A 26,874-nucleotide genomic window follows, 5' to 3' on the forward strand; every position below is an offset into this window, starting at 1 on the left:
ACTCACAATGACGATATACAGCAAAAATACAGCCTAATAAACAAATGAAACCACAAGCATCTATAAACGGTAAAATCTGGCAGCAGAAACTGATTAACGAAGATATAGTCACCGAGTTATGTCGTAGTTTCAAAATTAGTGATTTACTTGCTAGAATAGTATCATTAAGAGTAAATAATCTAGAGGAAGTAGAAAATTTCTTGAGACCGAAAATCAAAAATTTATTACCTGATCCTTTTCATCTACTTGATATGGAAAAGGCTGTAGATAGAACTGTTACAGCTATTTTAAATAACCAAAAAATATGTATCTTTGCCGATTATGATGTAGACGGTGCTACTTCAGCCGCTTTACTTAAAAATATTTTTAGAGATTTAAATATACTATGTGATATTTATGTTCCTGATCGTATAGCTGAAGGATACGGTCCAACTCCTTTTGCTATGCAAAAAATTAAAGATAACGGCACAGAATTATTAATTACGGTTGATTGCGGTGCTATGGCACATGAAGCCCTAAAATACGCAAAAGACGTTAACCTTGATGTTATAGTAATCGATCATCATATAGCTACGGAAATATTACCGGATGCAGTAGCTATAGTAAATCCAAATCGTATTGATGAAAAAAGCGAATATAAACATTTGGCAGCCGTAGGAGTTGCTTTCTTATTTGCAACTGCAATATTATCGAATTTAAAGAAGCAAAATTATTTCACGCAAACAATGCTTCAGCCTAATCTAATGCAGTATCTAGATTTAGTGGCTCTTGGTACTGTTTGCGATATGATGAAATTAACAGGCTTAAATCGTGCATTTGTTGCAAGCGGATTGAAAGTAATGCAACAAAGGCAAAATATAGGGATTAAAACATTATATGATATGGCAGGGCTTCATGAAATACCAAAATGTTATCATTTAGGGTTTATTCTAGGTCCCCGTATCAATGCAGGCGGTAGAGTAGGAAAGTCAAGTTTAGGGGCTCATCTCCTATCTACTAGTTGTTCTAATGAAGCAAATAAATTAGCTAAAGAACTTGAAAAACACAATAATGAGCGTAAAGTAATTGAGTTATTAATGATAGAAGAAGCGATGGAAATTGCTTTGACACAACAAGAGAGTAGTGTATTATTTATCGTAAAAGAAGGATGGCATCCAGGCGTTATAGGAATCGTTGCCGGCAAATTAAAAGAAAGATTTGATAAGCCGGTGGCAGTTATAGCTTTAAATGACGGGATTGGTAAAGCTTCATGCCGTTCTATTTTAGGTATTGATTTTGGTGCTGAAATTATCAATGCTAAAAGCAAAGATTTGCTAATAGCAGGCGGAGGTCATGCTATGGCGGCAGGTTTTACCGTAACGGCTGAAAAATTACAAGAATTGCAGAATTTTTTTAATAATGCTTTTAGAATTAGTATAACTAAACTAGAAAATTATAAGCATGCGGAATATGATATTGATTTAACGGTTAATAGTGTGAATTTCCCTTTAATGGAGGAATTAAACACTTTAGAGCCTTTCGGTCAAGGAAATCATGAGCCTATATTTAAATTTGATGATTTATTTGTATTAAAAGCGGATATCGTTGGAAGTAAGCATATTAAATGTATGCTTGTTCCAAATAAGCGAGGCTTTGGTAATAAAGCCTTATCTGCTATTGCTTTTAATTCGGTAGGAACTGCATTTGAAGATGTTTTATTAAGCCCTAAAGCAAAAAATATTGCCGCAATAGGAACGTTAAAAACTAATAATTGGCAAGATAATTATACTATTCAATTAATTATAAAAGATATACTGCTAAAAGAGTAGATATGCTAAGTATATATAATAACAACGTAAAAAATAATAATTTATGAGCAATTTAAAGAAAACAAAAAATACTACAATTTCTAAAGACTTAGCAGAAGTACAAGAGCATTATCAAGATTATCCTTATCCTTTCAGAGACCCAAATCAAGAACAAGAATATTTACTTGCAACATGCGGTGAGTTCTTAGGAGAATTAAACCATTTTCTATATCAAGGAAAAGAAAATTTTAATAATAATTTTAGATGCTTAATAGCAGGCGGCGGCACCGGTGATTCGACTATTTATCTTGCCGAGCAGTTAAAAGATAAAAATGCCGAAATAATATATCTAGATTTCAGCAAGCCTAGCATGGAAGTAGCACAAAAACGTGCAGAAGTACGAGGTCTTAGAAATATTAAATGGATTAATGATTCAATATTAAATATACCTAATCTAAAACTTGGAAAATTCGATTATATAAATTGTACCGGCGTGCTTCATCATTTAGCAAATCCTGATGAAGGTTTAAAAAATCTAAAAGATTCTTTAAAGCCGACCGGCGGTATGGGTTTAATGGTATATGCTAAATACGGACGTACCGGTGTTTATCAAATTCAGGATGTAATGAAAATGATAAATAAAGATACTAAAAGCCGTATCGAAGAAGTAATGAACGGGAAGCTAATTCTAGAGAATTTGCCTGCTACTAACTGGTATAAAAGAGGTTGGGAGTTATTTTCAGATTACCAAAATTTCGGTGACGTCGGAGTTTATGATATGTTCCTGCACAAACAGGATAGAGCCTATTCCGTTCCTGAGTTATATGAATTCGTAGAAAAAGCAGGCTTAAATTTTGTTGATTATCTTGATCCTTTAGAGAAAATTTTATTAAGACCGGAAAATTATATAAAAGATTTTTCACTTCTACAAAAAGTTAAAAAGATGGATAAAGTAACTAGAGAAGCAATTTCTGAAATACTTACCGGTAATATTATTAAACATTCATTTTACGTATCAAATCAAAAAGATAGTGTAGCCTCTCTTGATGACCTTGATAATATACCGTACTTCCATAATATTGCCAATTTTGCTAAACAAATTTATGAGCATTTGGAATCTAATCCTTCAGCAGTAAATAATGCTATTAATTTTACTATTAATAATGGAATATTAAATAATGTTAATATCTCAATGTCGATATTTAGAAGCACTAAATATATTTTTAAATATATGGTAGAAGAGAAAAGTTTAAGAGAAATATTTGATGCGGTACGCAACGAATTAAACCCAGCAATAAGCAATGAGGCCTTATTAAATGAAGTTAAAAAGGTATGCATGCCATTACTTAATACAAATGTGTTATTGTTAAAATCAAAAGATTGCTAGAGTTACGTGGATTGATTCATCCGTCATTGCGAGAAGAGGTTACCAAGGTCGTCATGAGCTACGCAGCCGTAAGCTGTGCAGCAATCTCATGCAATAATAATACACTCCCAAGATTGCTTCGTAATTTTCTCGCAATGACCATTTACCAATTACCTGCTCACAATGACGATTTGGGTTGACAATGTGCTATTAACGTTGTTAGTATGGTTTTACATACATAGCCAGCTCTGATAAGCTAACAAGATAAATAATTCTTTAAACCACAAGAATAAATAAAACTTTCTAAAAATCTAATTTGATTCCTAACTTAAATAAGTATATTACTTACCTTTAAACTTGATTGCTAACTCAACTTTTCAATTATAATCTATTAATAATAAAATAATGAACACAACTAATAAAGAATCCACAGCAGAACTTAACAATACCGAATCCAATAACAATTATAATAATTTTGCAGAGAACGGTAATATTATTAATTTAAAACAATTAAAACGTAAATTACCGGAGGAACTACAAGCTCAAGCAGAAGAATTAAAAATTGAAAATATTAATTCATTACTTAAACAAGAATTAGTTTTTGCAATTTTGAAAAAATCCGTAGAGCAGGGAGTTTTAATAGTGGGAGAGGGGGTACTTGAAGTACTACCTGACGGATTTGGTTTTTTACGTTCGCCGGAAGTAAACTACTTAGCAGGCCCTGATGATATTTATATTTCTCCTAGTCAGATTCGTCGCTTTGGTCTGCGTACCGGTGATACTGTAGAAGGTCAGATCAGAGCTCCAAAAGCCGGGGAACGTTATTTTGCTTTACTGAAAGTCAATAGAGTAAATTTTGAAGACCCTTCTAAAGCTTATCATCGTGTTCATTTTGATAATTTAACCCCCTTATACCCTGATGAAAAATTAGGATTAGAACTTGAAAATAATAGTAAAGATAGTAAGGATTTTAGTACACGGGTTATTGAACTTGTTGCCCCTATGGGTAAAGGACAACGTGCATTAATAGTAGCACCGCCTCGTACAGGTAAAACCGTACTATTACAAAATATAGCACATGCAATTACAACCAATAATCCGGAAGTATTTTTAATAGTACTGTTAATAGACGAAAGACCTGAAGAAGTAACCGATATGCAACGTTCCGTACGTGGGGAGGTTGTTAGCTCTACTTTCGATGAACCGGCAAGTAGGCACGTGCAGCTTGCAGAAATGGTTATCAAAAAAGCAAAGCGTTTAGTAGAACATAAAAAAGATGTGGTAATTTTAGTAGATGCGATAACACGTTTAGCTCGTGCTTATAATACCGTAGTGCCGTCATCAGGTAAAGTATTAACGGGCGGTGTTGATGCTAATGCTCTTCAGAGACCTAAAAGATTTTTCGGAGCAGCAAGAAATATTGAAAACGGCGGTTCGCTTACTATAATCGGTACGGCTTTAATTGAAACCGGTTCTCGTATGGATGAGGTAATTTTTGAGGAGTTTAAAGGTACAGGTAATTCCGAGATAGTTCTAGATCGTAAGATTGCCGATAAGCGTATTTATCCGGCTATTGATATAACTAGATCAGGAACTAGAAAAGAAGATTTATTAGTAGATAAAATAATATTAAATAAAATGTGGGTCCTTCGTCGTATTATCGATCCAATGGGTAGCAGTGAAGCAATAGAATTTTTACTCAAAAAACTTGAAAATACTAAAACTAACGGTGAGTTTTTTGAGATGATGAAGAGTCCTGAACGTCCTAAGAACGGTCTATAACCTATATTGTGCTTCGTTGTGCGTCGGCTTCACCTTATTATATTATAGGCTTCGCTCCTCACGCCTGTCACAGTATAGGTCTGCATTTAGTATTCTAAAAAAGTATATAAGATCATGAGTATAACACCTGATTATTTAATTGAAAGAAGACAAATAAAATCTCGTTTGTTAATTTGGAAGCTAGCAGCTATTATTTTAATTGCGATCGTATTCTTACTAGTCGGTAAAGATTTTGCTCCAAAAGAGGTGTTACCTATTAATAGTAATGAAGACTATATAGCTTCCGTATTAATAGACGAAATAATTCTTGAAGACGAAAAGCGTGACAAAAAACTCAAAAAAATAATCGATGATTCTCATATTAAAGCGTTAATAGTTAACGTAAATTCTCCCGGCGGTACGGTAGTCGGCGCTGAAAAAATTTATAATATTCTGCGTAAAATATCCGCAAAAAAGCCGGTAGTGATAGTTATGGGAACAATAGCTGCAAGCGGCGGTTATTTAATCTCTCTTGGAGGTGATTATATTATCAGCCATAACGGAACTATTACGGGTTCAATCGGTGTAATACTACAAACAGCCGAGGTAACGGAGCTTGCTCAAAAATTGGGGATTAAGTTTAATAATTTCAAATCGGGTGAATTAAAAGCTGTCCCAAATCCTACCGAAAAACTGACGGAAGCAGTGCGGGTAGCCATTATGGAAAATATAGAAGATACTTATAATTTCTTCCTTGAACTTGTTTCAGAGAGGCGTAATCTTCCTATAGAAGAAGTAAAAAAGCTCGCAGACGGACGAGTATATTCAGGTCGTCAGGCTTTAAAGTTAAAGCTTGTGGATGCTATAGGCTCGGAAGATACTGCATTAAAATGGTTACAGGAAGTTCAGAAAATTAATGTTAATCTACTAGTTAAAGATTATCAATTAAAACCAAAACCAAAATTAATGGACCTAATACTTGAAGATTTTGATAGTATAGCACCTAGTTTTTTTAAAAATAGTTTTAACGGAATCAAAGCGATTTTTTAATAATGATTACTAAGAATTATTTAATAGATAAAATACATAATAAGCTGAATTATCTTTCTAAAGAAGATGTTAAAGATTCAGTAGATTTAATTTTAGATTATTTAAACGAATCTCTTAAACAACAAAAGCGTATCGAAATCAGAAATTTCGGTAATTTCTCTATCCGCAAACGCAAATTTCCTGAAAGCGAAAAATTCTATAATACGATTTATTACAGAATGCCTAAAAATTTATTTAAGGAATAAATTTCCATGGCTCTTCATACTGAAGATTTAGAACTCTTCAAAAAAATATTATCGATAGATGGGAAGCTGATTATTCAAACACTTAATATAGACTCTTTTATATATCACGATATTATAGGTAATAGGCAATATGATTCTTTTTTTGAAGCATTATATAATTACTTAAATGATAGTACACCAACAATCATGCCTTTAGTATCTGAATCAGAAAGAATATTATCCTATTGTTGAAGAATTATGTAATGAATCTTTAAAGGAAAAAACATCATCAATAATGATATATTTAGAAAAAGAATCTGATAATCACCCTCTACCTAGATGGGAATATGAAGAAACTTTAGAATATTATTGAAAAACTAGAAAAAATTATGATAAGCTTAAACCTGAACCCGAAATAGAAAGCAACAAAGATGAACCTAATTTAAATTATGCAGAATTAGATTTAAAATATTATGAAGAATCTTTAGACTATTACTGAAAGGTTATAGGGTAGGGTAATAAAATTTTCCTCTCACTTGACATTATAATAATAGGCAGCTATCTTAAGTGTAAAATTAAAACAGGGTATTTATGATAAGGTATTTAATAATTTTATTTGCTTCTATAGCTTTAATTGGCTGTACCAGTCCAAAAACTACGAAACCCAAAGAAGTAGTAGAGCTTGACGGTGATCCAAGCTATGCAATTATGCAAACAATCGATAGTACTAACAGAAATATCGCTCGCACTACTGCATCTCTTCCGAGTACTCCGGCTCGATAGAAATGCTTGCTATTATTTCTTCTGCTAAAACTCTAAATTTCGAGAAGTTAGCTCCCAAGACGGAGCTGACGATTCCAGTGTTCCTTACGTTAACTAATCAACTACTTTCTACACTCCAAAGCTATTCTGAGAATCAATTATCGAAAATAATGAATATAAGTGCAAAACTTGCATCTATAAATAAAGAAAGATTTAAGGATTTTGATAATCAAGAGAGTAAAGCGACTATTTTTGCTTATGCAGGAGATGTTTTTAATAATATACATATAGAAAAATTAACTAATCATGCATTAAATTTCTTGCAATCACATTTGCTTATTATATCAGGACTTTACGGAGTCTTAAAACCGCTAGATACTATTAAGCCGTATAGATTAGAAATGGCAACAAAATTAAATGAAATAAATTTAACAAACTTTTGGCAAGATGAAGTCACTAATTATATTAATAAAATTCTTGCTACACAGGAAAATAAATATTTACTCAACCTAGCATCACAAGAATATTCATCTGTAATAAACCCAAATAAACTTAAATATCAATTAGTTAACGTTCATTTTAAAGAAAATAGGAACGGTAAATTATCAACAATCGGTATAAATGCTAAAAAAGCTCGAGGGGCGATGGTCAAGGTTATTGCTAACAACCTAATTGACTCACCTGAGCTACTTAAGAATTTCTCATATTTAGGTTATGCATTTAGTACTAAACACTCATCTGATAACGAATTGGTGTTTATTAAGAGTTAAAATAGTGGGGGTGAAATACCAATAGAAATGCTTCAAGTTATTAACTTTAATTAAAAATTAGTATTTTCTTTACAAAATAGTGGGTTTACTTTATAATACATGCCTATTTATTAATAAGTATTTATTATGATAAAAAATCCTAAATCTTCAGCAGTCTCAAAATTTAATCCTATAGCATTGTCATACAATAAAATAATAGAGTTTAAATCACAAAAGGCTTTAATTGTAGCGGAGGAATGAATAGAACCATTAAAAAATGTAAAAAGTTCTATAGATGCTAGTGCAGAAATAGCAACAATTCTTTTAAACTCTTTAGATAGCATGGTGGGAGCATAGCCGTATACTTGACCTTCTCCTTTAATCCACCGCGTAACAAAAAACGGAAAATATGAATATCCTGATTGACTGATAATTTTTTGTTCAGATAAGTAGATATATTCTGAGCTATAGGCAAGTGTTGTCATTAACCCTTTTTTTCCACCTTTACCTCTCTGATTCTCACTTTGTGGGCTAACTATGTGCAATATCTCTACTGTTTCATCAGGATTCTTAGCTAGTCTTTCCTTGAAATCGGCAAAGTCTGGCCATTGAGCTGATGCAGCTTTATAAATAGTCGGTACATGGTATTAACAAAACCAAATTTATCTTCTTCAAAATAACATTCCTATAAATTAATATTACGAAAAAATAGAGTTTGGGGCAATAATAGGTCTTCTTCAACATAGAATATCGCTGTACCAAAGGCAGCTAGATTTAGAAAAAACTGATGAATCTGATTGTAGAAATTAGAAGCTGAATTGTTGAATATATCCATTATGGCTTTTTCTATCATTTGGGCTAACATGTTCATCAGCTGATGTTAATTTACTTTGGTATTGATTTTCATCCTCCACTACTATGCTCAGGTTAAACCAGTTCAGTGATGGATTAACTAGCAAGCTTTGTAAACCTGAGGCTAATTGTTCCCTTGACCAAATGGAAGTAGAATCAAATATTACCTTATTACTCTCAGTTTGTGGACAGACATATCTCTTTAGCTCATCCCATATCTGATTCCATTTTTCCCGCTTGCTTTTCAGATTATCAAAATATTCAATCTTTTTGTTTAATTCATTATCATGCATAGTTCATAACTCTTGAGTTTACACTTGTATTAGCTGTTAAATATGGTGTTGCCAATTTTTTTGATACTTTCTTAAGTTTCTTGAGGAAATCACTATTATACAGCATTGCATGGTTATATTTTTTGCCACTCGCTGCAGTCATACTAGGCAAGCCTAGGGTTAATCCTTCAATATCCTTAAGGGATATGATCTTGCCAAGAGATTCATGTAACGGCGGTAAATCTTTTAATCGTGGTACTGATATATTAAAATGTTCCAGCGATTGTTTTAGACCACCAAGCTCAGCTATTGCCATTTTTCTTAATCCTGATGGACCGTATTTTGCCATTCGCGACAAATCAGCACCTATACTTGGATCATTGTTGTTAAGATTAATTCTTTCAAAACCAGCAAGTTTACGACCAATATCGGCTCTATTCATATAATGACCTATACCAACAAGCGGAGATAACATTTCGATTCCTGAACCTATCCCAGCAAATACTGAACCCTTAGCACCAATTGCTCCTAATCCTGACCCAAGTCCAAAGGTTAAAGCCGTTAGCCCCAATCCTTGTACTAATCCAGTAGTTCTTGCAGATTTTTGATACCTCCCAGCCCGCTATTCTAAATCTCTGCCAATAGCTATCCAACTGACTCTGAACTGCTGCCCCATAACTCTTTAACTGGTTTTGCAACCCTTCAGCATGCGATGGCTGTCTTGCATAATCAGCAGCAATGTGCTCTTGTCTATTTTGTTCTTCCTTGTATTGTTCAATAATTCTGGTTAATTGTTGTCTAGTATTTTACAGCATCTTCAAATGCATACGGAGATTCCATAATTTTTTTGTTCAATTTCATATGCAAAAGATTTAAAAGTGTCTGTACTATGTTCATAACTAGTTTGCTTATACCGTTTAGTAGTATCCTTTACATTTGTAATTCTACGTTGTATTGTGTTGTATAATCTTGCTGTAATTTAACCTTATTATTAAAAGTACAACCACTTAATAAAAGGAATTAACAAGACAAATATTACCTTAATAATCATAATCTCTATAAAATAATATAATATTCCAGCTATTTATAGTGTATTATTCAGCAATCTGCAAGTGATATACTGAAGTTTTAACAAAGATAAGAGACAAAATATAATGTAGACGGATTTTTATACTTTTATAAAACATGTTATAAATCTAAATGTATTGTTGTTCAAATAAACGATAGTATTAGCTAGAACTTGTTACATCGAGCTAAGGTTAGCTATATTTTTTATTCAAAAATTTTTCAGTTCGCGGACACTCCCATTATTGCCATATACTTTTTGAACTAAAAATATACATATATAAACTGTTAATGAATATGCACATTTATATAATACTTCTTTATAAAATATCGACAAAACTTTACTTGTAGAGAATACATTTACAAAAAATCCTGACATCACAATACCATCTACGACAGCACACATTATTAAACTAGCAAAATTTCTTGTATTCAAAGAACATCTTGGCTTAAGTTGTGAAAATATACTTGTACTACAATATGTTGATAATAATACAGATACAAAAGATGCAAAAACAACTCCTTTAATAACACGACCATGAATATAATAATTGAAGTTCCATAACAAACCAAAACTTACTATTATACATAACGCCACAGCAATCAAAGCTCTATTTCTACCATATAGCTCAGATATAATATTGGTAGTTATAGCTAAAAACACAAATACTAAAGAACACTGAGATATTTTATTAAAATAATTTAGTAAATAAATGAATATACCAAGTAGTGACACCAATGGTATGTAAAACTTAGCGTTAATATTACTCATAACTTTCCCTTTCTTTTAGGTTTAATTTTATCAAATAACACAGATTATTGCTAGTAATAAAAAAATAAAAATTTTTAATAATAAGCGATTAATTATCTTTAAAAAAAGTTTACAAAAATCCCCCTATACTTGATTTTATACCACATAGCCCCCCTATTGATTCTGTGAGGTTATTTTTGCCAAAAAATGAAAAAAACTGATAAAAATCTTGTAAACAAGTAGTGACACCAATGGTATGTAAAACTTAGCGTTAATATTACTCATAACTTTCCCTTTCTTTTTAGGTTTAATTTTATCAAATAACACAGATTATTGCTAGTAATAAAAAAATAAAAATTTTTAATAATAAGCGATTAATTATCTTTAAAAAAAGTTTACAAAAATCCCCCTATACTTGATTTTATACCACATAGCCCCCCCTATTGATTCTGTGAGGTTATTTTTGCCAAAAAATGAAAAAAACTGATAAAAATCTTGTAAAATTAGTTGTAAATAGTGAATTTAGGGCTAGGCTTTCTCGTTACCCACGAAAAAGTTAATCCTTTATAAACCCCATTACTCTCAAGATTTCTCAGTTCTCTTAGTGCTATATGCTGGTTACATGCTGGTTTTTCCTTAAATGAACAATTATTTCTCATTATTACTCTATCGTAATTATTGTCTTCTCAACTAATACAATTAGTTTTATCAAACTATCACTACCAATTTAAATTTTTGCTTTTCTCACGTTTCGTCACTCTAGACTATATTTCTTTAAAACACACTACCAATTATTGAAATAACATCTTAAAATTTCATAAATACAGACTTGTACAATAGTGTTATTTGTTTTTAATAAGCCCCCCCTTAGCTAAAATTATAATCCTCTTATAAATATGTTGAAAATAGCTTTAAGTGCTATTTCTTTAATGTCCCCTTCGGGGATATAAAATCCCTTGCCTTTAGGCGAAGGAAAGATATAATGAAGTTGCGTAGCAACGAATTTATATCAGAGAAGGTATATGAGGAATTATAGAAAAGACTTTTTCGAAACTCGCTTATGCACAAGAATTTGAAGGAGATGCTTCACCTCAAACTGCAGTGTATATAAATGTACGTGAGGATTCGAGTACCGCATTATTATCCAAATTACCAGCAGAACTGAGTTTCGCAAGAGGTCTAGTGAACGATAATCGATTTCTAATCGATTCCACTTTATAACCCCTCAGCTTATAGCTGAGGGTTGTTTAGTTTATTAAATCGTAATAAAAAACTTCTTCCTTTTATTGTTATTTTTTAATACCAATTAACAGCTAAATAAAAAAATATTAAACCTCCTCATATCCTATACCATTGCACTACTGTCAACTTTCATAAACTCAAAAGTAAAATTATGACTGTGAAAAGCATGCCTTAAATCCATACCATACTTCTGCTTAATCCAGTCACCAATAAAGGCAGTTGCTGGTTTGAGAATGATTTTTTTGCAAGTCATATCCTCTTCAACCACTTCTAACTGGCTAAACCATGCTTTATCAACAAATTCACCATAAGATTCCAGTAAATATTGCCGTACTTTGTACCACACTGACTGTGGATTTAGCTGGCTTAGTCCTAAATAGCTTGATTTTGATTTATCGGTAGTTGTGGTAGTTTTTTTGCTAATAATCTCCAAGTGCTGTACCTCGTTGCCGTATACCACTTGTACTTGATGGAGTAATTTTGTTTTCTCATACTCAGGCAACCTAATATCCTCCTGTGTTAGCTTGATCTTATATAAATCACCAAAGACCCCTAGGAAACAACAACTAGTCAGCAATTTATAGGCAGTATTACGCTCAAATACTCCAGCGATCTTGTATTTTAGTTGATTTGTTGGACTAGTGTCTAGACTCGCTTCTACCTTCTGCAAATAACTCTCTCTAGTCCTAGTAGTATCATCCATTTTGAAGTTAAAGCGCGCGTTATTTGCCAAAGCCGGTTGACGCATTTCATGCATCAAAGCCAAAGTCATGTAACTTAGCACGGCTTGCTTATTGCGAAAGTAATTATTGGAACGTTACTTGCTTAGTCTAATCAACAACTTGTTGATAAAACTCAAGTTGAAGTCACGGCCTGATCTCATTCTTAGCACATCGCCATCGTCTTCAGTCAATGGATGAAACTCCTCTAACTTCTGAGGCAAACCCCAACCTTTAACCTTGCTGGCAATTTTGCTAATCACACCAGCCAATTTTTGGCAAGATTGATTAACCCCTCCACTACCTGCATCATCATCTTTTGAGTCAGAGTCTGACTTACTGCCTGAATCGCTGATTGGAGAGGACTCACTAGAATTTATGGGTGGCATCTTACTTACTGAACTTACCACTCCTTCTGATTGAAAGTTTTGCTCTTCCGTTGATTTACTCTCTTCCAAACTTTGTCTACAATTTTCCTCAAAAAAATTTTTTTTTGCCATATCTAGATATAGATATATTATTATATATATCTATTATATTGTGTGATGGAAAATTTTTTCCGGTTGAGTGGAAATTTTTTTTTGGGTTAGGTTGAATATTTTGATCTATTGAGTTATGTTTTGTTTCAGATTGCTTTGAAAATTCTTGTTGGTTAGAGTCGCAATTAGTTTTACTACGAAAACTGACAAAATTTTTAAGGAGTTTGATACATTGAATATTAGGACATCTCATAATTATGTATAATCAAGGTAGTTGAATAAAAATCAATGAAACCACTGCCTTTCAGTTCTTCTAGACATTGCTTTACCCGTTTTTGACAAACTCCTAGCTTTTGCTGGAAGAAAAGAAAACTTTCCTGTAGTTCTTCTGCTTGCTTACCAAGCTTATTATAAAAATTTATACGAGAAACTATTAACGATAAAAGTTGACGAGAAGTTGTACTTAATCTTTTACCATGGTTATTGTTAAGATTTCGCCACTCAGGTGGAATAAAATTACCCACAAAATTATAAAATATGGTATCATGATTACCAGCAAAATGACCGGGAAAAGTTAAAATTTCTGTTATACTCCCTCCTTCTGTAGACCAGTTAGAGGAAAACTTTATAGAGAAGTATATGGGGGTAACTTTAGTAAAAAACCATCATATAACCAGCATACGGGTTTTTTATTAAAATCATACAAGTCTTAAAAGCCTAGAGGTAATATGGTGGGCGATGGGGGATTCGAACCCTCAACCTTTACGATGTCAACGTAATGCTCTAACCAACTGAGCTAATCACCCTTATAATTTTTTTAATCTTTATGTAGTTTTGGGTTTATTGAATTATGGACCTTATAATATTTACAATTAAGATAAGTGTCAATTGATTAGTTCAAGTTATATGTTAAAAAGATTATATTGATAAAAAATAGTTATATTGCATACATTTATTAAAAAAACAGAAAAAAACTCCTAAAATAGCTATTTCAATAACTAAAACTTAAGATTAAAGGAAGGTTTTAATGAAAAACTTTGATAAATTTAAAAAAGAGTTATTATCAAACCCCGAAGTAAAAAAAGCTTATGAAGCACGAAAAATGGAATTTGAGATAGCAAGCACTTTATTAAAGGTTCGTCTTGCATCTAATATGACTCAGGCGGATGTTGCTAAAAAAATGTCTAATTCTCAAGCGCAAATAGCAAGAATGGAAAGCGGACATCATATTCCTAATTTCTTAAACACTAAAGCTGTAAATCAAAAAATTAATTTGTTGATTACCCCATCATAGGGTGTACTACTAAATCTATATGTAGTTTTTAACCCTTGTTTTTTTAAAACATTCATTAATGTACTAGATTTCAAGCTTTATTTCCATTATTTATAATATTTTATTATTTAGTCTATAATTTTATGGTGGATTTAAAAACTAAAGCCTTTGATATTTCTCAAAATTTCACTATTGCTCTTGACGGTCCTGCTGCTTCAGGTAAAGGGACTATCGGTTTAATACTGGCCAAGAAATTTTCTCTTAAATATTTTCAGTCAAGTATTGTTTATAGGCAGCTTGCGTTTGACTGTATTAGTCAAAAAATAGATGTCACTGATATAGATGCGGTAATTGCTTTATCTAAAGAATTAAAACTCGACAATAATTTTGACTTAGAGAATGAGAATATAGGAAATATAGCATCGCAAATTGCCATAATAAGTGAAATTAGAAATAATCTAAACAAATACCTGATTAATCTAGTAAAAACAACACCTAGAATGATTATGGAGGGTAGGGATATAGGCACCGTTGTTGCACCGGACGCCGATTTAAAGATTTTTATAACCGCAAATCCTCAAATTAGGGCTGAAAGACGATATAAGCAGTTGCAAGCACAAGGAAAAACATGTATACTCGATGAGATTTTACGGCAAATAATTTTGCGAGATAAAAGAGATAAAGAGCGAAAAGCTGCACCGTTATTACCGGCTTCAGATGCTTTAATTATCGATACTTCAAAGCTTTCGGCTATGGAAGTCGTAGAAGAAGTAACAAATTATATAAAGAATAAAATAACTTGAAAAAGTGCTAGGTTATTTTATTCGATTTTATGGCGTTATTGCATGGCTAGTATGTCATTCCCGCGTAGGCGGGAATTCAGCAACTAAAAGGTGAAAACACACTGAATTTTTAATATTAAAAGCTCCATTTCGCTTGTTCTGGATTCCCGCCTACGCGGGAATGACATAGAACGCTTTTTTTAGCCATGCAAGAGCATCCAATTTTATTAACCTTTCAAAAAAATTTTATTAGCCTAGGCACTTTAGCTAATATTACGAGAAGAATATGTCAATAAAACTAAAACAACGATTTGTTCCACAACTTGCAGCAATGAATCACAAATTTGCAGAAGATTTCTCTAAAATGCTTGAAACCGTTGATACAAGTCATATAAAAGAAAAAACGGTAGTTAAAGGTCAAGTAATCGAAATAAAAAACGATATAATTATTGTTGACGTTGGATTAAAAAATGAAGGTAGAATACCTAAGTCTGAATTTTTAGCTTTACCTGGAGTTGGGGACGTAGTTGAAGTTTTCATCGAGACAATTGAAGGACGTAACGGCAGAACAATATTGAGCCGTGAAAAAGCAGTTAAAGAGGAATTATGGGGACAACTAGAAATCATGTGTTCCAAGGGCGAATTTGTCGACGGTACGATTTTCGGTCGTGTAAAAGGAGGCTTTACCGTGGATTTATCGGGTGTAGTAGCATTCTTACCGGGAAGCCAAGTTGACGTTAGACCTATTAAAGATCCTACTTCTATAATGAATATCAAGCAACCGTTTAAAATTTTAAGTATGGATAAAAAGCTTGGTAATATAGTAGTTTCAAGAAGAGCCATTTTAGAAGAATCACGTTCCGAAGCTAGAGATGAGATGCTATCTAAAATTAAAGAAGGCATGGTATTAGAAGGAACCGTAAAAAATATTACTGATTACGGTGCGTTTATCGATCTTGGCAGTGTTGATGGTTTATTACATTTAACCGATATTTCTTGGGGAAGAGTTAACCATCCTTCAGAAGTGTTAGACTTTAACCAAAAGGTTAAAGTAATGGTTATTAAGTTTGATGAAAAAACCAAAAGAATATCACTCGGTATAAAACAACTTGATTCTAACCCATGGGAAGCAATTAAAGAAGAATTCCCCGTCGGTAAACAAATGACCGGTAAAGTTACAAATTTTGCTGATTACGGCGTATTTATAGAATTAAAAGACGGGCTTGAGGGACTTGTTCATTCAAGCGAAATTAGTTGGTTAAAATCTAATCAAAATCCTAGAAAAACGCTAACTATAGGGCAAGAAGTAGAATTCGTAGTTTTAGAGGTCGATACTGAAAAGCATCGTGTTTCTTTAAGTATTAAACAATGCCAAGAAAATCCTTTAACAAAGTTCGCTGAAAATAATCCTGTCGGTACTATAATTAAAGCACCGATTAGAAATATTACGGATTTCGGTATTTTTGTTGCACTCGGTAATAATATGGACGGCATGATTCATGAAGGTGATATTAGCTGGGAAGATAAAGGAACGGATCTATTAAAATCATACAAAAAAGGTGACGAAATAGAATGCAAAGTTCTAGCCATTAATATTGAAAAAGAACAAGTGAGTTTAGGTATAAAACAATTGTCGCCGAATCCATATCAAGAAATCAGTGATGAATATAAAAAAGGCACCATAGTTAAAGCCCTTATAACAGCAGTTAAAGATGAGGGACTCGAAGTATTATTAAACGATAAAGTAGCAGGTTTTATTAAAAGCACTGAACTATCGGATGAAAAAGACGAGCAGAAGCCTGAAATGTTTCAAATAGACAAAGAAATAGAAGCAAAAGTTGTGTCTATCGAGAAATCAACCGGTAGAATTTTATTATCGGTCAAAGCTCATAAAATAGCAGAACGTCAAAAAGCTCTCAAAGCATATGGTTCTAGTGATAATACTACCAATATGGGAGATATACTTGCTAATGCTTTAGAAGATAAGAAGTAATAATCTAGTATAAGTTATTGCGAGGAGAAACTGTAAGTTGCAACGAAGCAATCTCAGGAGTTCTATGCTACTTCATGAGATTGCCACGTCGGTTATTAAAATAACCTCCTCGTAATGACGAAAAACTATTTAATTAATCAATTTCAGGAGAAAATATTAATGTCGTATGTACCGATAGTAATTGAACCAACATCACGCGGTGAACGTGCTTATGATATATATTCAAGATTGCTAAAAGAACGTATAATCTTTGTATGTAGTACTGTTGAAGATCATATGGCCAACTTAATTGTTGCACAATTATTGTTTCTTGAAGCAGAAAATCCTAAAAAAGATATATATATGTATATCAATTCCCCCGGAGGAGTTGTAACCGCAGGTCTTGCAATTTATGACACAATGCAATATATAAAACCTAAAGTGGCTACATTATGCATAGGTCAAGCTTGTTCTATGGGTTCACTTTTACTGTGCGGGGGCGAGAAGGGGATGCGTTATAGTTTACCTCACAGTCGTATTATGATCCATCAACCATCAGGAGGTTATAAAGGGCAAGCTACCGATATAGAAATCCACGCTCAAGAAACCCTAAAAATCAAAAGGTTACTTAACGAATTGTATAGTAAACATACTGAACAAGAGTTACAACATATCGAAAAAAGTATGGAACGTGATAAGTTCATGTCACCGGAAGAAGCAAAAAAATTTGGATTAGTAGATAATATAATATCGTCCAGAGATGCTATGGCATTGTTAGCAAAATAAAGATTAAATTCTATAGATTTAGTTTTATTATTATAGTATAAGAGAATTAATTTGTTATAGTCAAGTCAGTGGGATTTGTACACTAGAAGCGAGGAGTTAAACCTAACTAATAGGAGAACGACGAATGACGATGCAGGCGAGTCCAAATCCATTGACTATATTGGGGTCATAGCTCAGTTGGTAGAGTGTTTGAATGGCATTCAAAAGGTCGGGGGTTCGACTCCCCCTGGCTCCACCATATCTTATTGCTATTTCAATTTATAAATACTTCACACAGTAAACATATCATAAACTAAGGACTTTTTGCTTTTCAAAAAAAGTTAGATAATATTCAAATCTTATCATAATTCCTTTTTAGATTAGTTTTAACTTACTGAGTGAATTAATAAGAGGCTATACAATGCATAAAGTAATTACACAATTATCAGAAATTAAATTAATTGGTATTACAACAGGCCGGAGAATATAAAGCTCAAAGCAGGGCATTTTAAAGGTAATACAAGTTATTTAATGATAAACAATATATTAACATAAGCTTTACCCCACTTTCTACTTCTCATTTTTTGCTTTTTTTAAAATGGCTAGAAATGCCACATATAAAACTATGGTGGGATCAGGATATAGAATGGAGCTTAGAATTGATCGAACAAAAATACTCAAGCTATGTTATAGGGTATAAGCTAGAAAATAATGAGCCTAAAAATATACACGCTTACATTATAGAAGCAGACTGTACTCCTTTACAATGCTTATGATTTTGAGCGTTCAGACCCATTAATAAACTTACCTTCAAAACTTGCAGCACTTGATTATTTCTTTAATGCTTAGGTGCTGTAGACATTTAATAGAATAATCATAATTATGACTCTTTTTTTGCTGCAAATTATAAGTTTTTTTGAAATATGAATAACTATTCCTTCAAAAATCTTATTAATTTTCGCTAAAAAATACTTCAAAATAAAAAATCCATTAGAAATCTTCACAGAACCTAGATATATTAATATAGATTAAGTGTAAAAAGAATTAGTGAGAAAATGCTAAAAGATCAGAATTTAGATATAGAAAGAAAGCAAGACCATATTGAAATTAATCTTACGAAAAACGTTGAATCTACACTTAAAAGCGGTTTTGAATCTATTCACTTTATTCACAATGCATTACCGGAAATTCACTACGATAGCATCAATACAACTACTACTTTCCTCGGAAAATCTTTACAAGCACCTATCCTAATTTCTAGTATGACCGGAGGCACGACTAGAGCTAGAGATATTAACTATAGACTTGCACAGGTCGCTCAAAAAGCCGGTATTGCTATGGGGCTTGGCTCTATGCGGGTTTTGTTAACGGAACCGGATACAATCAAGACATTTGCAGTAAGGCATATAGCTCCCGATATCCCTTTACTAGCCAATATCGGTGCAGTACAGCTTAATTACGGAGTGACACCTAAAGAATGTCAGTATTTAGTGGATGCTATTAAAGCCGATGCCTTAATTTTACACTTAAACGTGTTACAGGAACTGACTCAGCCGGAAGGTAATAGAAACTGGGAAAAGCTGTTACCTAAGATAAGAGAAGTGGTTCATTACCTCTCTATTCCAGTAATTGTTAAGGAAGTAGGATACGGTTTATCTAAACAAGTTGCTGAGAGTCTTATTGACGCAGGGGTTAAGGTTCTTGATATTGCAGGGAGCGGTGGGACATCTTGGAGTCAAGTAGAGGCTTATCGTGCTACAAATTCGTTACAAAACCGTATAGCTAGTAGCTTTATTAACTGGGGAATTCCGACTTTAGATTCTCTAAAAATGGTGCGGGAAGTTTCAAAAGATATTCCGATTATTACCAGTGGCGGGTTAAAATCCGGCATTGACGGTGCAAAAGCAATTCGTATAGGAGCTAATATTTTTGGACTTGCCGGTCAATTTTTAAAAGCGGCAGATATTTCTGAAAGCTTGCTTTTCGAAGAGATACAATTGATAATCGAGCAGCTTAAAATTACCATGCTATGCACCGGATCACGCACTTTAAAAGATTTAGCAAAAGCAGAGATTAGGTTGTAGTAAAATTTATATTCATAATATATTGGCACCAAATTCAAAAATAACTCTTTCGGCCTTATAATCACTCATTTGAACAAGTTTAATTTCCTCAAGATAAATTACCTTTGGTAAATTCATTAATGACTTTCCGCCAAAATATTAATGCCAGCTTATTTTCAGGAATAATCACAACTTCCCATAATCTTTTATGCATTTGCCAAATTTGCTTAGCTACTTGCCTACCAACTCCTTTATATTTAATTTAATTCAATAGGCTTTCCTATCCGTTTCTATAAAATATTTTTTGTAATTATCAGCTTCATATAAACCATCTCGTGACAATGTCCAATCATATTCATCTGATTCAAACCCACAATAACGCGATATATCATATATATAAAACCTTACCATATTTCGGATTAGAGGATAATCAGCAACGGTTGCAGTGGTTAAACGTATATTCTTTACAGATTCATTCTTCATAACTCTTGTCTTAAATATAATTTAGCCATTTCTCCGGAATTATGATAACCTAGCACTTCATAAAATATATGCGTACTATCTGTAGCACATCGATAACCAGAAGTAAGATCAACGATTACGAGGCTATATTTTTTTACTATTTCTTCTAAATATTCCATAAGCTTTTTACCTATTTGTTTTCCCCGATAATTCTCATCAATCACTAAAGCTTCAATATGAATTCTAGTGAGCCATCAAAGGTAAAATATTTGTAATATTATCAGGAGTTGCTAAACTAATATTTACACTACTCATAATTATCCTTTTTCTCTTCGTTTCTTTAACCTAGCTAAATCTTTTGGACTAGGTAAATAGCTTTTTCATTTCGTAGGTAAATTTTTCGGTTAATTTAAGTTTAAATTTACCCGTTTTTAATTCAATAACAACATAGCATTTAAGTTTAACATGATAAAACAATAAATCTAAGTAATAATCCTCTCCTTCTAATTCTATAGGTATGGATTACCTATAAATGCAAAATCTTGACCGAGTTCTAATAAAAAATCCTTAATATTATCTATTAGCTTATTTTCTAGTTCTCGTTCTAAAACATTTTCTTTAATATCTAGAAATTCTAAATTATAAGGATTTTTTATAATTGATTTTGCTAAATCAGACTGCATTGCCGGTAAAGTATGTCCAAAATTATTTATACTTTTTCCTGATCTTGCGTATAAATTGCTTTTAATTTGCAAGGTTAGTACGTTACGTGACCAACCGTTTTCTATAGTTTTGTGTGCATACATACCAAAGCCTTTCAGTATGATTTTTAACTTTTGAGACAATGACTATATGATATCCCCAGGGAATTTCTCCAACAGGCTGTTGGGGGATTTGTTCATCGTTATATTCTTCAGCAAATTGCCTCATATAAGAAATATTTTGATAAGATAATCTTTTCATTTCAGGAAATTCTTTTAATAAGTCTTTAGAAAAATTTTCTATAACTTTTGCTCCCACTTCTCAAGCTTTTGACGTTTAATTATTTGAAAACCAATATTTCAATATAGTTTTATCAATTCTTTATTTATGCTTAAATGTGCACGAATTCGTATTTGCTTGATTTCTAGCTTCAGATTCTCAATTAAATCGTAGTATGATTTGTAATCTAAAATATTATTCATTTACTCAATATTATTTGTATGCTCTAAAATCTTCTCTACTAAAGCACGTGCCGTTAGATCACTAACATCTATTTCTAACAAATGAGAATGCGTTATATTAATTAACTCTGCGTTTCCTTCAATACTCAAAGATTTATAACACAACACTCTATCGGGCCTTTGTATTCGTTTATTATTTTCCTCTACTGAAATAAGTAGTTTTACCGGTACAATAAGAGAGTCACGCTGCAAAGCCATATTTTCTACTTGCTTAAAAAGCTTATGATCACCTTAATTATCTTCTAAGACATTGGTTAATATTATTATATGGCTTTTTGGTTATTTAGGTATATGTTAAATATTGCTGAATATCATAGAAAGTACTAAAAAATACAAAATTTCCTTTCATATATCCTTGAGTGTTTTATAATGGCATACAAAAATAATACTGCTCCTTTAAATTTATGGGAATTATTTGAAAATAGTGAATTAGTAAACGCTACTTGTATTAATGATTATCAGCTAATTAATGTTCATGAAATTCCTGATGAAAAATTGACAGAAAATACTTGGTCAGGAATTTTATAATTTTTTATGAAGCACATTCATACACGAGATTTGTTAAAGAGATGGTAAGAAATAGCAGACCTTTTACCTATATTTGCTGAGGTTAATATAGGGATTGATTTAGAGTTAATTTTATTCTACATTTTGATCAAACTCGGTCAAAATGATATAATAGCAATAGCAAAAATACTTAAAGCACAATTAATATAGCCAAAAATTTAATCACAGCTGGTGTAAAAACTGATTTAATAGCTACCTCAACCGGATTAAAGAAGGAAGAGGTTGAAAAACTTAAATAAATTACTTATACATGTATTTATTATCATTTATATTAGGAGGATTAAACGCATTACTCCGTCAATTACATTTATCAATTCGCTCTATAGAGTTTTATAAAGATGTATATAAAAACTATCAAGGGTACGGAATAAGATATGTATTTACCTTATCTTTTATTCCATCAATAATTTATTGTATTTTTATATTAAATTACCTAATAACTTTAAAAGATTATTTTAACGGAATACAATCATCAAAAGTTACAGCCAACATTGAATATATTATCAATCAATTACCGGAAATTAAATATAATAATTCAAACATTTCAGTTGCAGAAGTAGAGCCTATATATTTATATAGCAAGAATAACAATAAAATAGTCGTCATTGATACAAAAAATCAAGTTTCTAACAAAGAAAAAAGCAAAATACCGTTTGTACTTGAAGAGAATAAGCTGAAGATAAATTTAATTGTAGCCAATACTAAGAAAAATTTCCCAAGTACTATTAACTATTCTGAGATATTCAAGCAAAATGAAGTAATTTTAACTCCTGAAATAATAAAAAAATATTTTGCCGATCATTTATTATATGCCCCCAATTTATTTATTTATTTCGGTATGCCGGCTATTATATTATTTTGGTTTGTAACATTCTTATTAGAGAGAAGTATTATAGTTTTGTTAGTATATAGCTTAGCTAATTTACTTACTACTAAAACTTCAATACAAACTGCTATAAGGTTAGTAATGTTTTCAAGCGGAGTCCCGATAATATTACAACCGGTTATTATTATATTAATACCGGAATTAAGCATATTATTACAGCTACTACAAATGTTTACAACTTGTTTAGTATTTGTCGCTATTTGGCAAATTAACAAGAACCTATCGCACTATATGTAAGAAAAATCAGTTATCATATAATATGTGATTTTAAATCCTCAATTTACTAAAAAAATAGCCTATTATTAACAAAATAAAAGTTTTTATTGTTAAAATGAAACCTAAAGTTATTTTTTATACATTTATTTAAATGGGTAAGGACAAAAAAGAAAGTAAGGTTTGCAGAAGAGCCGCAAGTTAAGGAATTTTCACAAGATAAAGAAGCAACAGAAGTAGACCTTATAAGAGGAAGAATAATTAATATTTATGATAAAGGTGGCTACTTAAAGCCGGATCAATTGGTAATTCATTAACGAGAAGCTATTGGAGTAAAAAATGTTGAAGTAAAGAGCAATCTAAATTTCTTTCAACAAATTTTCGCTGCAGTAGGTCTTATAAAGGACACAAAAACAATCAAAGAAGAATTTACTTATACTATCGGCGATATACAAGGAATATTAAAGGATAACGGTCAATTTATTAATAATTCTGAAGAAATTAGAAAATTTGTTGATAAAAATAGAGATATTCAAATTGCAGATATTGACGGTATCGGTATTGGTAATTTAAATCATCAGGATAAAATACAAATTAATTCATAAGTAATGAAAAAATTATTCTTTATAAGGATGGTCAATTAGCTGCTATTGCAAGACAAGGTCCACTTATAAATCAAGAAGGAGAGCCTTTATACAAAGATAACTTAGTCCAAAAAGATAATAAAGTTTATCTAGTTGGAGATGTCAGAAGAAATATTGATACACCTTTTAGAGATCCCAAAACTAGAGCTAGAGATAATTGGAATAGATTAATAAAGAAATTTAAGCAGGCTTTAATACCGGAACATGAGTTAGGAAAATTAAACGATGCAATAGTAGATTCTGTAAGAGTTAAAGTAGTTCATCCAAATCCAAAACTTGCAGAACATCATCTTCAAGAAATAGCTCAAGGTAAACAAATATGGGATGGGCATAAATTTAAAATATTACGTATGGGACCAGAAGAAAAAAATCACCAATTATTCTATGATACCTCCTCTCAAAGATTACTTGATGCTAACGGTAAAGTAGCTTCTACTATCGGTAAAGAAAGTAAAAGCATGAATAATGTTCAAGTATTTGTAATGGGAGAGGATGGAACAATTTATATGGGTACTCATAAAAATCAATATTTGCCAAATACTAAAAATCTTGTTCACGGTTCATTTTTAAGTGGAAAGCCTGCGGAAGCAGCAGGAGTTATAGGTATAAATGATAGGGGAAAATTGATTACCTTCGTAATAATAGCGGTCATTATCAACCTGAAGCTTTAGATATGTACTGTGTTGTAAAAAAATACAAGAAACTATGCCCGGTGCTTTAGATAAAAATTGTCAAATCGATATTCAAGGGCATCTCGAATACTTGTTACTGATTTTGTAAAAAATATGGAAACCAAAGTAGGTTTCAGCAAAAATGCTAAAACTCATTATGAAAAACTAAGAGAGGCAAGAATAGAGAAAATTAAACATTATCAAACTAATTTAAAAAATATTGCTGCTTCTTCAAAACCTAAAGCTAGAAATAGAACAACAAACAGAGGGCGTGGATAATAAATTAACTATTTATAATTAAATGTCATTCCTGCGAAAGCAGGCATCCAGCTAAATGTCATACTCCAGCATTGTTGCGTGGATTGGTAAAACCCATTATGTCACCTAGTGCGCTTGACCACTGGGACCATAAAAATAATTTAAAGTACTAATATTTAATTGGGTCCTGCTACAAGCTTGCGGGATGATGACAAAGCAATTTTGGATTCCCGCTTCTAGCTAGGAATGATATCGAAGGTGTTTTTTGCACCATGCAACAACGTCCCTAGGTAATGTTGGATTAACACTTATTTATAATATTCTCTCCTTCTTTTCTACTGCTACTAGTTTTTACACAATTAAATTTTAGTTTATATTAACAAGCTAATTTTTTATTAAATAATATAATTATATACTTGACTAAATTACTTGGGTATTGTAGATATTAAACAATTTTAAGTTTTAATAGGTTGGTTATATGATGCTGACGACGAAAGGAAGATATGCCGTAATGGCAATACTTGAAATGGCTTCAAAATCAAGTGCCGAACCGGTCACTTTGAATGAAATGTCCGTAAAACAAAATATATCGCTTAACTATTTAGAGCAGATATTTGCTAAACTTAAAAAAGCTGATCTAGTTAAGGCTATTAGAGGATCGAAAGGTGGGTATATTTTAATCGGTAACCTAGAAGAAATAAAAATTTCCGATATTATGGACGCCGTTAACGAAAATTTTATAATGACTACCTGCTATAAGAAGTCAGTTAAAACTTGCGTGCCTGATACAATAAAATGTAATTCGCATAAATTATGGCAAGGTCTTGGTAAGCATATTAGAGATTATTTTGAAAATATCTCAATTAAAGATGCTTTAAACTCAAATTTAAATATATGATATATTTAGACCATAATGCTACTACTGTTATCGACCCTAGAGTTAAGGAATTCATAATAAGTTTAATGGACAAGGAGCTTAACCCTTCATCAGCACATAGCTCAGGTAGATTTGCTAAGAATCTCATAGAAACGGTACGCGCACAAATAGCGACGGCTCTTGGTATAACCTTATCATCTAGAGAATATGATATTACTTTTACTTCATCAGGAACTGAAGGTAATAATTTAATAATGAAAAATTTTTATGACGGCGATATTTTTATTTCAGCTATTGAACATTTATCGATCTATAACCATATAAACTACGCTCCAAATATTAAAGTTATAAGTGTTAATACGCAAGGGCTAGTTGATTTAGAACATTTAGAAGAGTTGTTAGCTCAAAGTAATACTAGTAAAAAACTAGTTTCCATAATAATGGCTAATAATGAAAGCGGAGTTTTACAAGATATAGCTGAGATAGGTAAAATAACTAAAAAATATGAGGCAAAATTTCATAGCGATTTAGTGCAAGGTTTTGGCAGAATACCAATAAATATCAAAGCATTAGGATTAGATTTTGCTACAATTTCAGGGCATAAAATAGGAGGGGGGCAGGGTGGTGCTGCTTTAATTTCTAGCTCTAATTTTCAAATTACTCCAATGATTATAGGAGGAGGGCAGGAAAAATCAGTACGCTCAGGCACTGAAAATGTTTTAGCAATTGCAGGATTTGGTTTAGCTTCTGCATTGAGGACAGACAATATCTCAGAAAATTATATAAAAATCAAAAAGTTACAAGAAAATTTAGAGAAAAAATTAAAAAAATATCCTAATGTAAATATTGTTAGTAATAACGTAGCTAGGTTGCCTAATACTACATTAATTACTATACCAAATACGGATGCACAAGCGAAATTAATCGGGTTTGATTTACATAATATTTGCGTAAGTTCCGGTTCTGCTTGTTCATCGGGAAAAATATCTAAATCACATGTATTAACCAATATGGGTGTAGGGGAAGAAGAAGCAAAATCTTCGATTAGGATATCTTTAAGCCATACTAATACGGTAAGTGATATAGAGGCTTTTATAGAGGCTTTTGAGGAGATTTACGATGTCATTCCTAGCTAAAAG

Annotated in this window: 34 protein-coding genes, 2 tRNA genes and 3 pseudogenes; 21 read left to right on the forward strand and 18 right to left on the reverse strand. The window is 32.0% G+C overall.

Features of this window, described 5'->3' with window-relative positions:
* Positions 1-44: 44 nt before the first annotated feature.
* The 8 genes from recJ to ACHBLB_RS06190 all read left to right on the forward strand — a co-directional run bounded on the left by recJ (position 45) and on the right by ACHBLB_RS06190 (position 7,720).
* Positions 45-1,808 carry a single-stranded-DNA-specific exonuclease RecJ gene (gene recJ / locus ACHBLB_RS06155; RefSeq protein ID WP_475841390.1) on the forward strand — a complete coding sequence of 588 codons (1,764 nt, stop codon included), beginning with the start codon at positions 45-47 and terminating at the stop codon, positions 1,806-1,808.
* 43 nt (positions 1,809-1,851) lie between these two features.
* The gene (locus ACHBLB_RS06160; protein ID WP_475841392.1) at positions 1,852-3,174 is read left to right on the forward strand and encodes a class I SAM-dependent methyltransferase; all 1,323 of its coding nucleotides are present in this window, start codon (positions 1,852-1,854) and stop codon (positions 3,172-3,174) included.
* A 384-nt stretch (positions 3,175-3,558) separates the two neighbouring features.
* Complete coding sequence (gene rho / locus ACHBLB_RS06165; protein WP_004998383.1) at positions 3,559-4,935, forward strand: transcription termination factor Rho; 1,377 nt, start codon at positions 3,559-3,561, stop codon at positions 4,933-4,935.
* A 114-nt stretch (positions 4,936-5,049) separates the two neighbouring features.
* Positions 5,050-5,964: a signal peptide peptidase SppA gene (gene sppA / locus ACHBLB_RS06170; protein ID WP_475841394.1), complete on the forward strand. Its 915-nt coding sequence runs from the start codon at positions 5,050-5,052 to the stop codon at positions 5,962-5,964.
* Positions 5,965-5,966: 2 nt separating this feature from the next.
* Entirely contained in the window at positions 5,967-6,209 is a 243-nt protein-coding gene (locus ACHBLB_RS06175) for an HU family DNA-binding protein (RefSeq protein ID WP_475841396.1), read from the forward strand.
* A gap of 6 nt (positions 6,210-6,215) precedes the next feature.
* Positions 6,216-6,440: a hypothetical protein gene (locus tag ACHBLB_RS06180; protein WP_475841398.1), complete on the forward strand. Its 225-nt coding sequence runs from the start codon at positions 6,216-6,218 to the stop codon at positions 6,438-6,440.
* 339 nt (positions 6,441-6,779) lie between these two features.
* On the forward strand, positions 6,780-6,971 hold the full coding sequence (locus ACHBLB_RS06185) for a hypothetical protein (RefSeq protein ID WP_475841400.1): 192 nt from the start codon (positions 6,780-6,782) through the stop codon (positions 6,969-6,971).
* 2 nt (positions 6,972-6,973) lie between these two features.
* Positions 6,974-7,720 (forward strand): YaaA family protein, encoded by a 747-nt coding sequence (locus tag ACHBLB_RS06190; RefSeq protein WP_475841402.1) that lies wholly within the window; start codon positions 6,974-6,976, stop codon positions 7,718-7,720.
* A gap of 110 nt (positions 7,721-7,830) precedes the next feature.
* On the opposite strand, the gene ACHBLB_RS06195 is transcribed toward ACHBLB_RS06190, so the two are convergent.
* The 10 genes and pseudogenes from ACHBLB_RS06195 to ACHBLB_RS06240 all read right to left on the reverse strand — a co-directional run bounded on the left by ACHBLB_RS06195 (position 7,831) and on the right by ACHBLB_RS06240 (position 13,885).
* A complete protein-coding gene (locus tag ACHBLB_RS06195) occupies positions 7,831-8,043 on the reverse strand; it encodes a hypothetical protein (protein ID WP_475842783.1) in 213 nt (70 codons plus the stop codon).
* 6 nt (positions 8,044-8,049) lie between these two features.
* Positions 8,050-8,331 (reverse strand): annotated as a pseudogene (locus tag ACHBLB_RS06200) (portal protein); the annotation flags it as partial.
* 53 nt (positions 8,332-8,384) lie between these two features.
* A complete protein-coding gene (locus tag ACHBLB_RS06205) occupies positions 8,385-8,570 on the reverse strand; it encodes a portal protein (protein WP_475841404.1) in 186 nt (61 codons plus the stop codon).
* On the reverse strand, positions 8,506-8,844 hold the full coding sequence (locus ACHBLB_RS06210; RefSeq protein ID WP_475841406.1) for a portal protein: 339 nt from the start codon (positions 8,842-8,844) through the stop codon (positions 8,506-8,508). Before ACHBLB_RS06210 ends, ACHBLB_RS06205 begins: the two co-directional genes overlap by 65 nt.
* Positions 8,837-9,394 (reverse strand): hypothetical protein, encoded by a 558-nt coding sequence (locus ACHBLB_RS06215; RefSeq protein WP_475841408.1) that lies wholly within the window; start codon positions 9,392-9,394, stop codon positions 8,837-8,839. The genes ACHBLB_RS06210 and ACHBLB_RS06215 overlap by 8 nt, the downstream gene beginning before the upstream one ends.
* A gap of 705 nt (positions 9,395-10,099) precedes the next feature.
* The gene (locus ACHBLB_RS06220; RefSeq protein ID WP_475841410.1) at positions 10,100-10,660 is read right to left on the reverse strand and encodes a VUT family protein; all 561 of its coding nucleotides are present in this window, start codon (positions 10,658-10,660) and stop codon (positions 10,100-10,102) included.
* A gap of 1,324 nt (positions 10,661-11,984) precedes the next feature.
* A complete protein-coding gene (locus tag ACHBLB_RS06225) occupies positions 11,985-12,638 on the reverse strand; it encodes a DnaA N-terminal domain-containing protein (RefSeq protein WP_475842785.1) in 654 nt (217 codons plus the stop codon).
* Positions 12,639-12,698: 60 nt separating this feature from the next.
* Entirely contained in the window at positions 12,699-13,100 is a 402-nt protein-coding gene (locus tag ACHBLB_RS06230) for a hypothetical protein (protein WP_475841412.1), read from the reverse strand.
* A 218-nt stretch (positions 13,101-13,318) separates the two neighbouring features.
* Complete coding sequence (locus ACHBLB_RS06235; RefSeq protein ID WP_475841414.1) at positions 13,319-13,603, reverse strand: hypothetical protein; 285 nt, start codon at positions 13,601-13,603, stop codon at positions 13,319-13,321.
* Positions 13,604-13,808: 205 nt separating this feature from the next.
* Positions 13,809-13,885: transfer RNA gene (locus tag ACHBLB_RS06240), tRNA-Val, on the reverse strand.
* Between the two features lie 221 nt (positions 13,886-14,106).
* On the opposite strand from ACHBLB_RS06240, the gene ACHBLB_RS06245 reads away from it, so the two are divergent.
* The 7 genes from ACHBLB_RS06245 (at position 14,107) to fni (ending at position 19,955) form a co-directional block, all read left to right on the forward strand.
* The gene (locus ACHBLB_RS06245) at positions 14,107-14,373 is read left to right on the forward strand and encodes a helix-turn-helix domain-containing protein (RefSeq protein ID WP_475841416.1); all 267 of its coding nucleotides are present in this window, start codon (positions 14,107-14,109) and stop codon (positions 14,371-14,373) included.
* Between the two features lie 122 nt (positions 14,374-14,495).
* Positions 14,496-15,155, forward strand: coding sequence for a (d)CMP kinase (gene cmk / locus ACHBLB_RS06250; RefSeq protein WP_475841418.1), 660 nt, complete (start codon positions 14,496-14,498; stop codon positions 15,153-15,155).
* 265 nt (positions 15,156-15,420) lie between these two features.
* Positions 15,421-17,127 carry a 30S ribosomal protein S1 gene (locus tag ACHBLB_RS06255; RefSeq protein WP_475841420.1) on the forward strand — a complete coding sequence of 569 codons (1,707 nt, stop codon included), beginning with the start codon at positions 15,421-15,423 and terminating at the stop codon, positions 17,125-17,127.
* Positions 17,128-17,286: 159 nt separating this feature from the next.
* Entirely contained in the window at positions 17,287-17,892 is a 606-nt protein-coding gene (clpP, locus tag ACHBLB_RS06260) for an ATP-dependent Clp endopeptidase proteolytic subunit ClpP (RefSeq protein ID WP_475842787.1), read from the forward strand.
* A 162-nt stretch (positions 17,893-18,054) separates the two neighbouring features.
* Positions 18,055-18,130 (forward strand) — tRNA-Ala (locus tag ACHBLB_RS06265).
* Between the two features lie 349 nt (positions 18,131-18,479).
* Positions 18,480-18,647 carry a hypothetical protein gene (locus tag ACHBLB_RS06270; protein WP_475841422.1) on the forward strand — a complete coding sequence of 56 codons (168 nt, stop codon included), beginning with the start codon at positions 18,480-18,482 and terminating at the stop codon, positions 18,645-18,647.
* Between the two features lie 279 nt (positions 18,648-18,926).
* Positions 18,927-19,955, forward strand: a complete 1,029-nt coding sequence (fni, locus tag ACHBLB_RS06275; RefSeq protein WP_475841424.1) for a type 2 isopentenyl-diphosphate Delta-isomerase — start codon at positions 18,927-18,929, stop codon at positions 19,953-19,955.
* Between the two features lie 88 nt (positions 19,956-20,043).
* Here the strand turns inward: fni and ACHBLB_RS06280 are convergent, their stop codons facing one another.
* From ACHBLB_RS06280 to ACHBLB_RS06315, 8 genes and pseudogenes are all read right to left on the reverse strand, one after another.
* On the reverse strand, positions 20,044-20,196 hold the full coding sequence (locus tag ACHBLB_RS06280) for an acetyltransferase (RefSeq protein ID WP_475842789.1): 153 nt from the start codon (positions 20,194-20,196) through the stop codon (positions 20,044-20,046).
* A gap of 5 nt (positions 20,197-20,201) precedes the next feature.
* Positions 20,202-20,417 carry a hypothetical protein gene (locus ACHBLB_RS06285; protein ID WP_475841427.1) on the reverse strand — a complete coding sequence of 72 codons (216 nt, stop codon included), beginning with the start codon at positions 20,415-20,417 and terminating at the stop codon, positions 20,202-20,204.
* Positions 20,414-20,644, reverse strand: a pseudogene (locus ACHBLB_RS06290) (GNAT family N-acetyltransferase); the annotation flags it as partial. The pseudogene ACHBLB_RS06290 and the gene ACHBLB_RS06285, both read right to left, overlap by 4 nt.
* A 4-nt stretch (positions 20,645-20,648) precedes the next feature.
* Positions 20,649-20,711: pseudogene (locus tag ACHBLB_RS06295) on the reverse strand (GNAT family N-acetyltransferase); the annotation flags it as partial.
* 48 nt (positions 20,712-20,759) lie between these two features.
* Positions 20,760-20,873, reverse strand: coding sequence for a hypothetical protein (locus ACHBLB_RS06300; RefSeq protein ID WP_475841429.1), 114 nt, complete (start codon positions 20,871-20,873; stop codon positions 20,760-20,762).
* A gap of 32 nt (positions 20,874-20,905) precedes the next feature.
* Positions 20,906-21,241: a PDDEXK nuclease domain-containing protein gene (locus tag ACHBLB_RS06305; RefSeq protein ID WP_475841431.1), complete on the reverse strand. Its 336-nt coding sequence runs from the start codon at positions 21,239-21,241 to the stop codon at positions 20,906-20,908.
* A complete protein-coding gene (locus ACHBLB_RS06310; RefSeq protein WP_475841433.1) occupies positions 21,162-21,416 on the reverse strand; it encodes a DUF1016 N-terminal domain-containing protein in 255 nt (84 codons plus the stop codon). Before ACHBLB_RS06310 ends, ACHBLB_RS06305 begins: the two co-directional genes overlap by 80 nt.
* A 164-nt stretch (positions 21,417-21,580) precedes the next feature.
* On the reverse strand, positions 21,581-21,817 hold the full coding sequence (locus tag ACHBLB_RS06315) for a hypothetical protein (protein WP_475841435.1): 237 nt from the start codon (positions 21,815-21,817) through the stop codon (positions 21,581-21,583).
* A gap of 171 nt (positions 21,818-21,988) precedes the next feature.
* Between ACHBLB_RS06315 and ACHBLB_RS06320 the strand changes: the two genes are divergently transcribed.
* The 6 genes from ACHBLB_RS06320 to ACHBLB_RS06345 all read left to right on the forward strand — a co-directional run bounded on the left by ACHBLB_RS06320 (position 21,989) and on the right by ACHBLB_RS06345 (position 26,871).
* Positions 21,989-22,147, forward strand: a complete 159-nt coding sequence (locus ACHBLB_RS06320; protein WP_475841437.1) for a hypothetical protein — start codon at positions 21,989-21,991, stop codon at positions 22,145-22,147.
* A gap of 289 nt (positions 22,148-22,436) precedes the next feature.
* On the forward strand, positions 22,437-23,309 hold the full coding sequence (locus ACHBLB_RS06325) for a DUF1189 family protein (protein WP_475841439.1): 873 nt from the start codon (positions 22,437-22,439) through the stop codon (positions 23,307-23,309).
* Positions 23,310-24,279: 970 nt separating this feature from the next.
* Positions 24,280-24,600, forward strand: coding sequence for a hypothetical protein (locus tag ACHBLB_RS06330; RefSeq protein ID WP_475841441.1), 321 nt, complete (start codon positions 24,280-24,282; stop codon positions 24,598-24,600).
* 114 nt (positions 24,601-24,714) lie between these two features.
* A complete protein-coding gene (locus ACHBLB_RS06335) occupies positions 24,715-24,879 on the forward strand; it encodes a hypothetical protein (protein ID WP_475841443.1) in 165 nt (54 codons plus the stop codon).
* A gap of 457 nt (positions 24,880-25,336) precedes the next feature.
* Entirely contained in the window at positions 25,337-25,756 is a 420-nt protein-coding gene (locus ACHBLB_RS06340; RefSeq protein WP_475841445.1) for a Fe-S cluster assembly transcription factor, read from the forward strand.
* Positions 25,753-26,871 carry a cysteine desulfurase family protein gene (locus tag ACHBLB_RS06345; RefSeq protein ID WP_475841447.1) on the forward strand — a complete coding sequence of 373 codons (1,119 nt, stop codon included), beginning with the start codon at positions 25,753-25,755 and terminating at the stop codon, positions 26,869-26,871. The genes ACHBLB_RS06340 and ACHBLB_RS06345 overlap by 4 nt, the downstream gene beginning before the upstream one ends.
* Positions 26,872-26,874 lie beyond the last annotated feature (3 nt).

Source organism: Rickettsia lanei (genome assembly GCF_056242675.1).

Bases quoted from the DNA above. Each gene is read 5' to 3' on its own strand.
- rho (WP_004998383.1), top strand. From the start codon at position 3,559: ATGAACACAACTAATAAAGAATCCACAGCAGAACTTAACAATACCGAA.
- ACHBLB_RS06230 (WP_475841412.1), bottom strand. From the start codon at position 13,100: ATGGCAAAAAAAAATTTTTTTGAGGAAAATTGTAGACAAAGTTTGGAA.
- ACHBLB_RS06175 (WP_475841396.1), top strand. From the start codon at position 5,967: ATGATTACTAAGAATTATTTAATAGATAAAATACATAATAAGCTGAAT.
- cmk (WP_475841418.1), top strand. From the start codon at position 14,496: ATGGTGGATTTAAAAACTAAAGCCTTTGATATTTCTCAAAATTTCACT.
- ACHBLB_RS06340 (WP_475841445.1), top strand. From the start codon at position 25,337: ATGATGCTGACGACGAAAGGAAGATATGCCGTAATGGCAATACTTGAA.
- ACHBLB_RS06335 (WP_475841443.1), top strand. From the start codon at position 24,715: ATGGAAACCAAAGTAGGTTTCAGCAAAAATGCTAAAACTCATTATGAA.
- ACHBLB_RS06185 (WP_475841400.1), top strand. From the start codon at position 6,780: ATGATAAGGTATTTAATAATTTTATTTGCTTCTATAGCTTTAATTGGC.
- clpP (WP_475842787.1), top strand. From the start codon at position 17,287: ATGTCGTATGTACCGATAGTAATTGAACCAACATCACGCGGTGAACGT.
- fni (WP_475841424.1), top strand. From the start codon at position 18,927: ATGCTAAAAGATCAGAATTTAGATATAGAAAGAAAGCAAGACCATATT.
- ACHBLB_RS06160 (WP_475841392.1), top strand. From the start codon at position 1,852: ATGAGCAATTTAAAGAAAACAAAAAATACTACAATTTCTAAAGACTTA.
- ACHBLB_RS06180 (WP_475841398.1), top strand. From the start codon at position 6,216: ATGGCTCTTCATACTGAAGATTTAGAACTCTTCAAAAAAATATTATCG.
- ACHBLB_RS06190 (WP_475841402.1), top strand. From the start codon at position 6,974: ATGCTTGCTATTATTTCTTCTGCTAAAACTCTAAATTTCGAGAAGTTA.
- ACHBLB_RS06245 (WP_475841416.1), top strand. From the start codon at position 14,107: ATGAAAAACTTTGATAAATTTAAAAAAGAGTTATTATCAAACCCCGAA.
- ACHBLB_RS06205 (WP_475841404.1), bottom strand. From the start codon at position 8,570: ATGAACATGTTAGCCCAAATGATAGAAAAAGCCATAATGGATATATTC.
- ACHBLB_RS06255 (WP_475841420.1), top strand. From the start codon at position 15,421: ATGTCAATAAAACTAAAACAACGATTTGTTCCACAACTTGCAGCAATG.
- ACHBLB_RS06285 (WP_475841427.1), bottom strand. From the start codon at position 20,417: ATGAAGAATGAATCTGTAAAGAATATACGTTTAACCACTGCAACCGTT.
- ACHBLB_RS06320 (WP_475841437.1), top strand. From the start codon at position 21,989: ATGGCATACAAAAATAATACTGCTCCTTTAAATTTATGGGAATTATTT.
- ACHBLB_RS06330 (WP_475841441.1), top strand. From the start codon at position 24,280: ATGGGACCAGAAGAAAAAAATCACCAATTATTCTATGATACCTCCTCT.
- ACHBLB_RS06270 (WP_475841422.1), top strand. From the start codon at position 18,480: ATGCCACATATAAAACTATGGTGGGATCAGGATATAGAATGGAGCTTA.
- ACHBLB_RS06315 (WP_475841435.1), bottom strand. From the start codon at position 21,817: ATGGCTTTGCAGCGTGACTCTCTTATTGTACCGGTAAAACTACTTATT.
- ACHBLB_RS06225 (WP_475842785.1), bottom strand. From the start codon at position 12,638: ATGCATGAAATGCGTCAACCGGCTTTGGCAAATAACGCGCGCTTTAAC.
- sppA (WP_475841394.1), top strand. From the start codon at position 5,050: ATGAGTATAACACCTGATTATTTAATTGAAAGAAGACAAATAAAATCT.
- recJ (WP_475841390.1), top strand. From the start codon at position 45: ATGAAACCACAAGCATCTATAAACGGTAAAATCTGGCAGCAGAAACTG.
- ACHBLB_RS06210 (WP_475841406.1), bottom strand. From the start codon at position 8,844: ATGCATGATAATGAATTAAACAAAAAGATTGAATATTTTGATAATCTG.
- ACHBLB_RS06325 (WP_475841439.1), top strand. From the start codon at position 22,437: ATGTATTTATTATCATTTATATTAGGAGGATTAAACGCATTACTCCGT.
- ACHBLB_RS06220 (WP_475841410.1), bottom strand. From the start codon at position 10,660: ATGAGTAATATTAACGCTAAGTTTTACATACCATTGGTGTCACTACTT.
- ACHBLB_RS06345 (WP_475841447.1), top strand. From the start codon at position 25,753: ATGATATATTTAGACCATAATGCTACTACTGTTATCGACCCTAGAGTT.
- ACHBLB_RS06195 (WP_475842783.1), bottom strand. From the start codon at position 8,043: ATGCTATCTAAAGAGTTTAAAAGAATTGTTGCTATTTCTGCACTAGCA.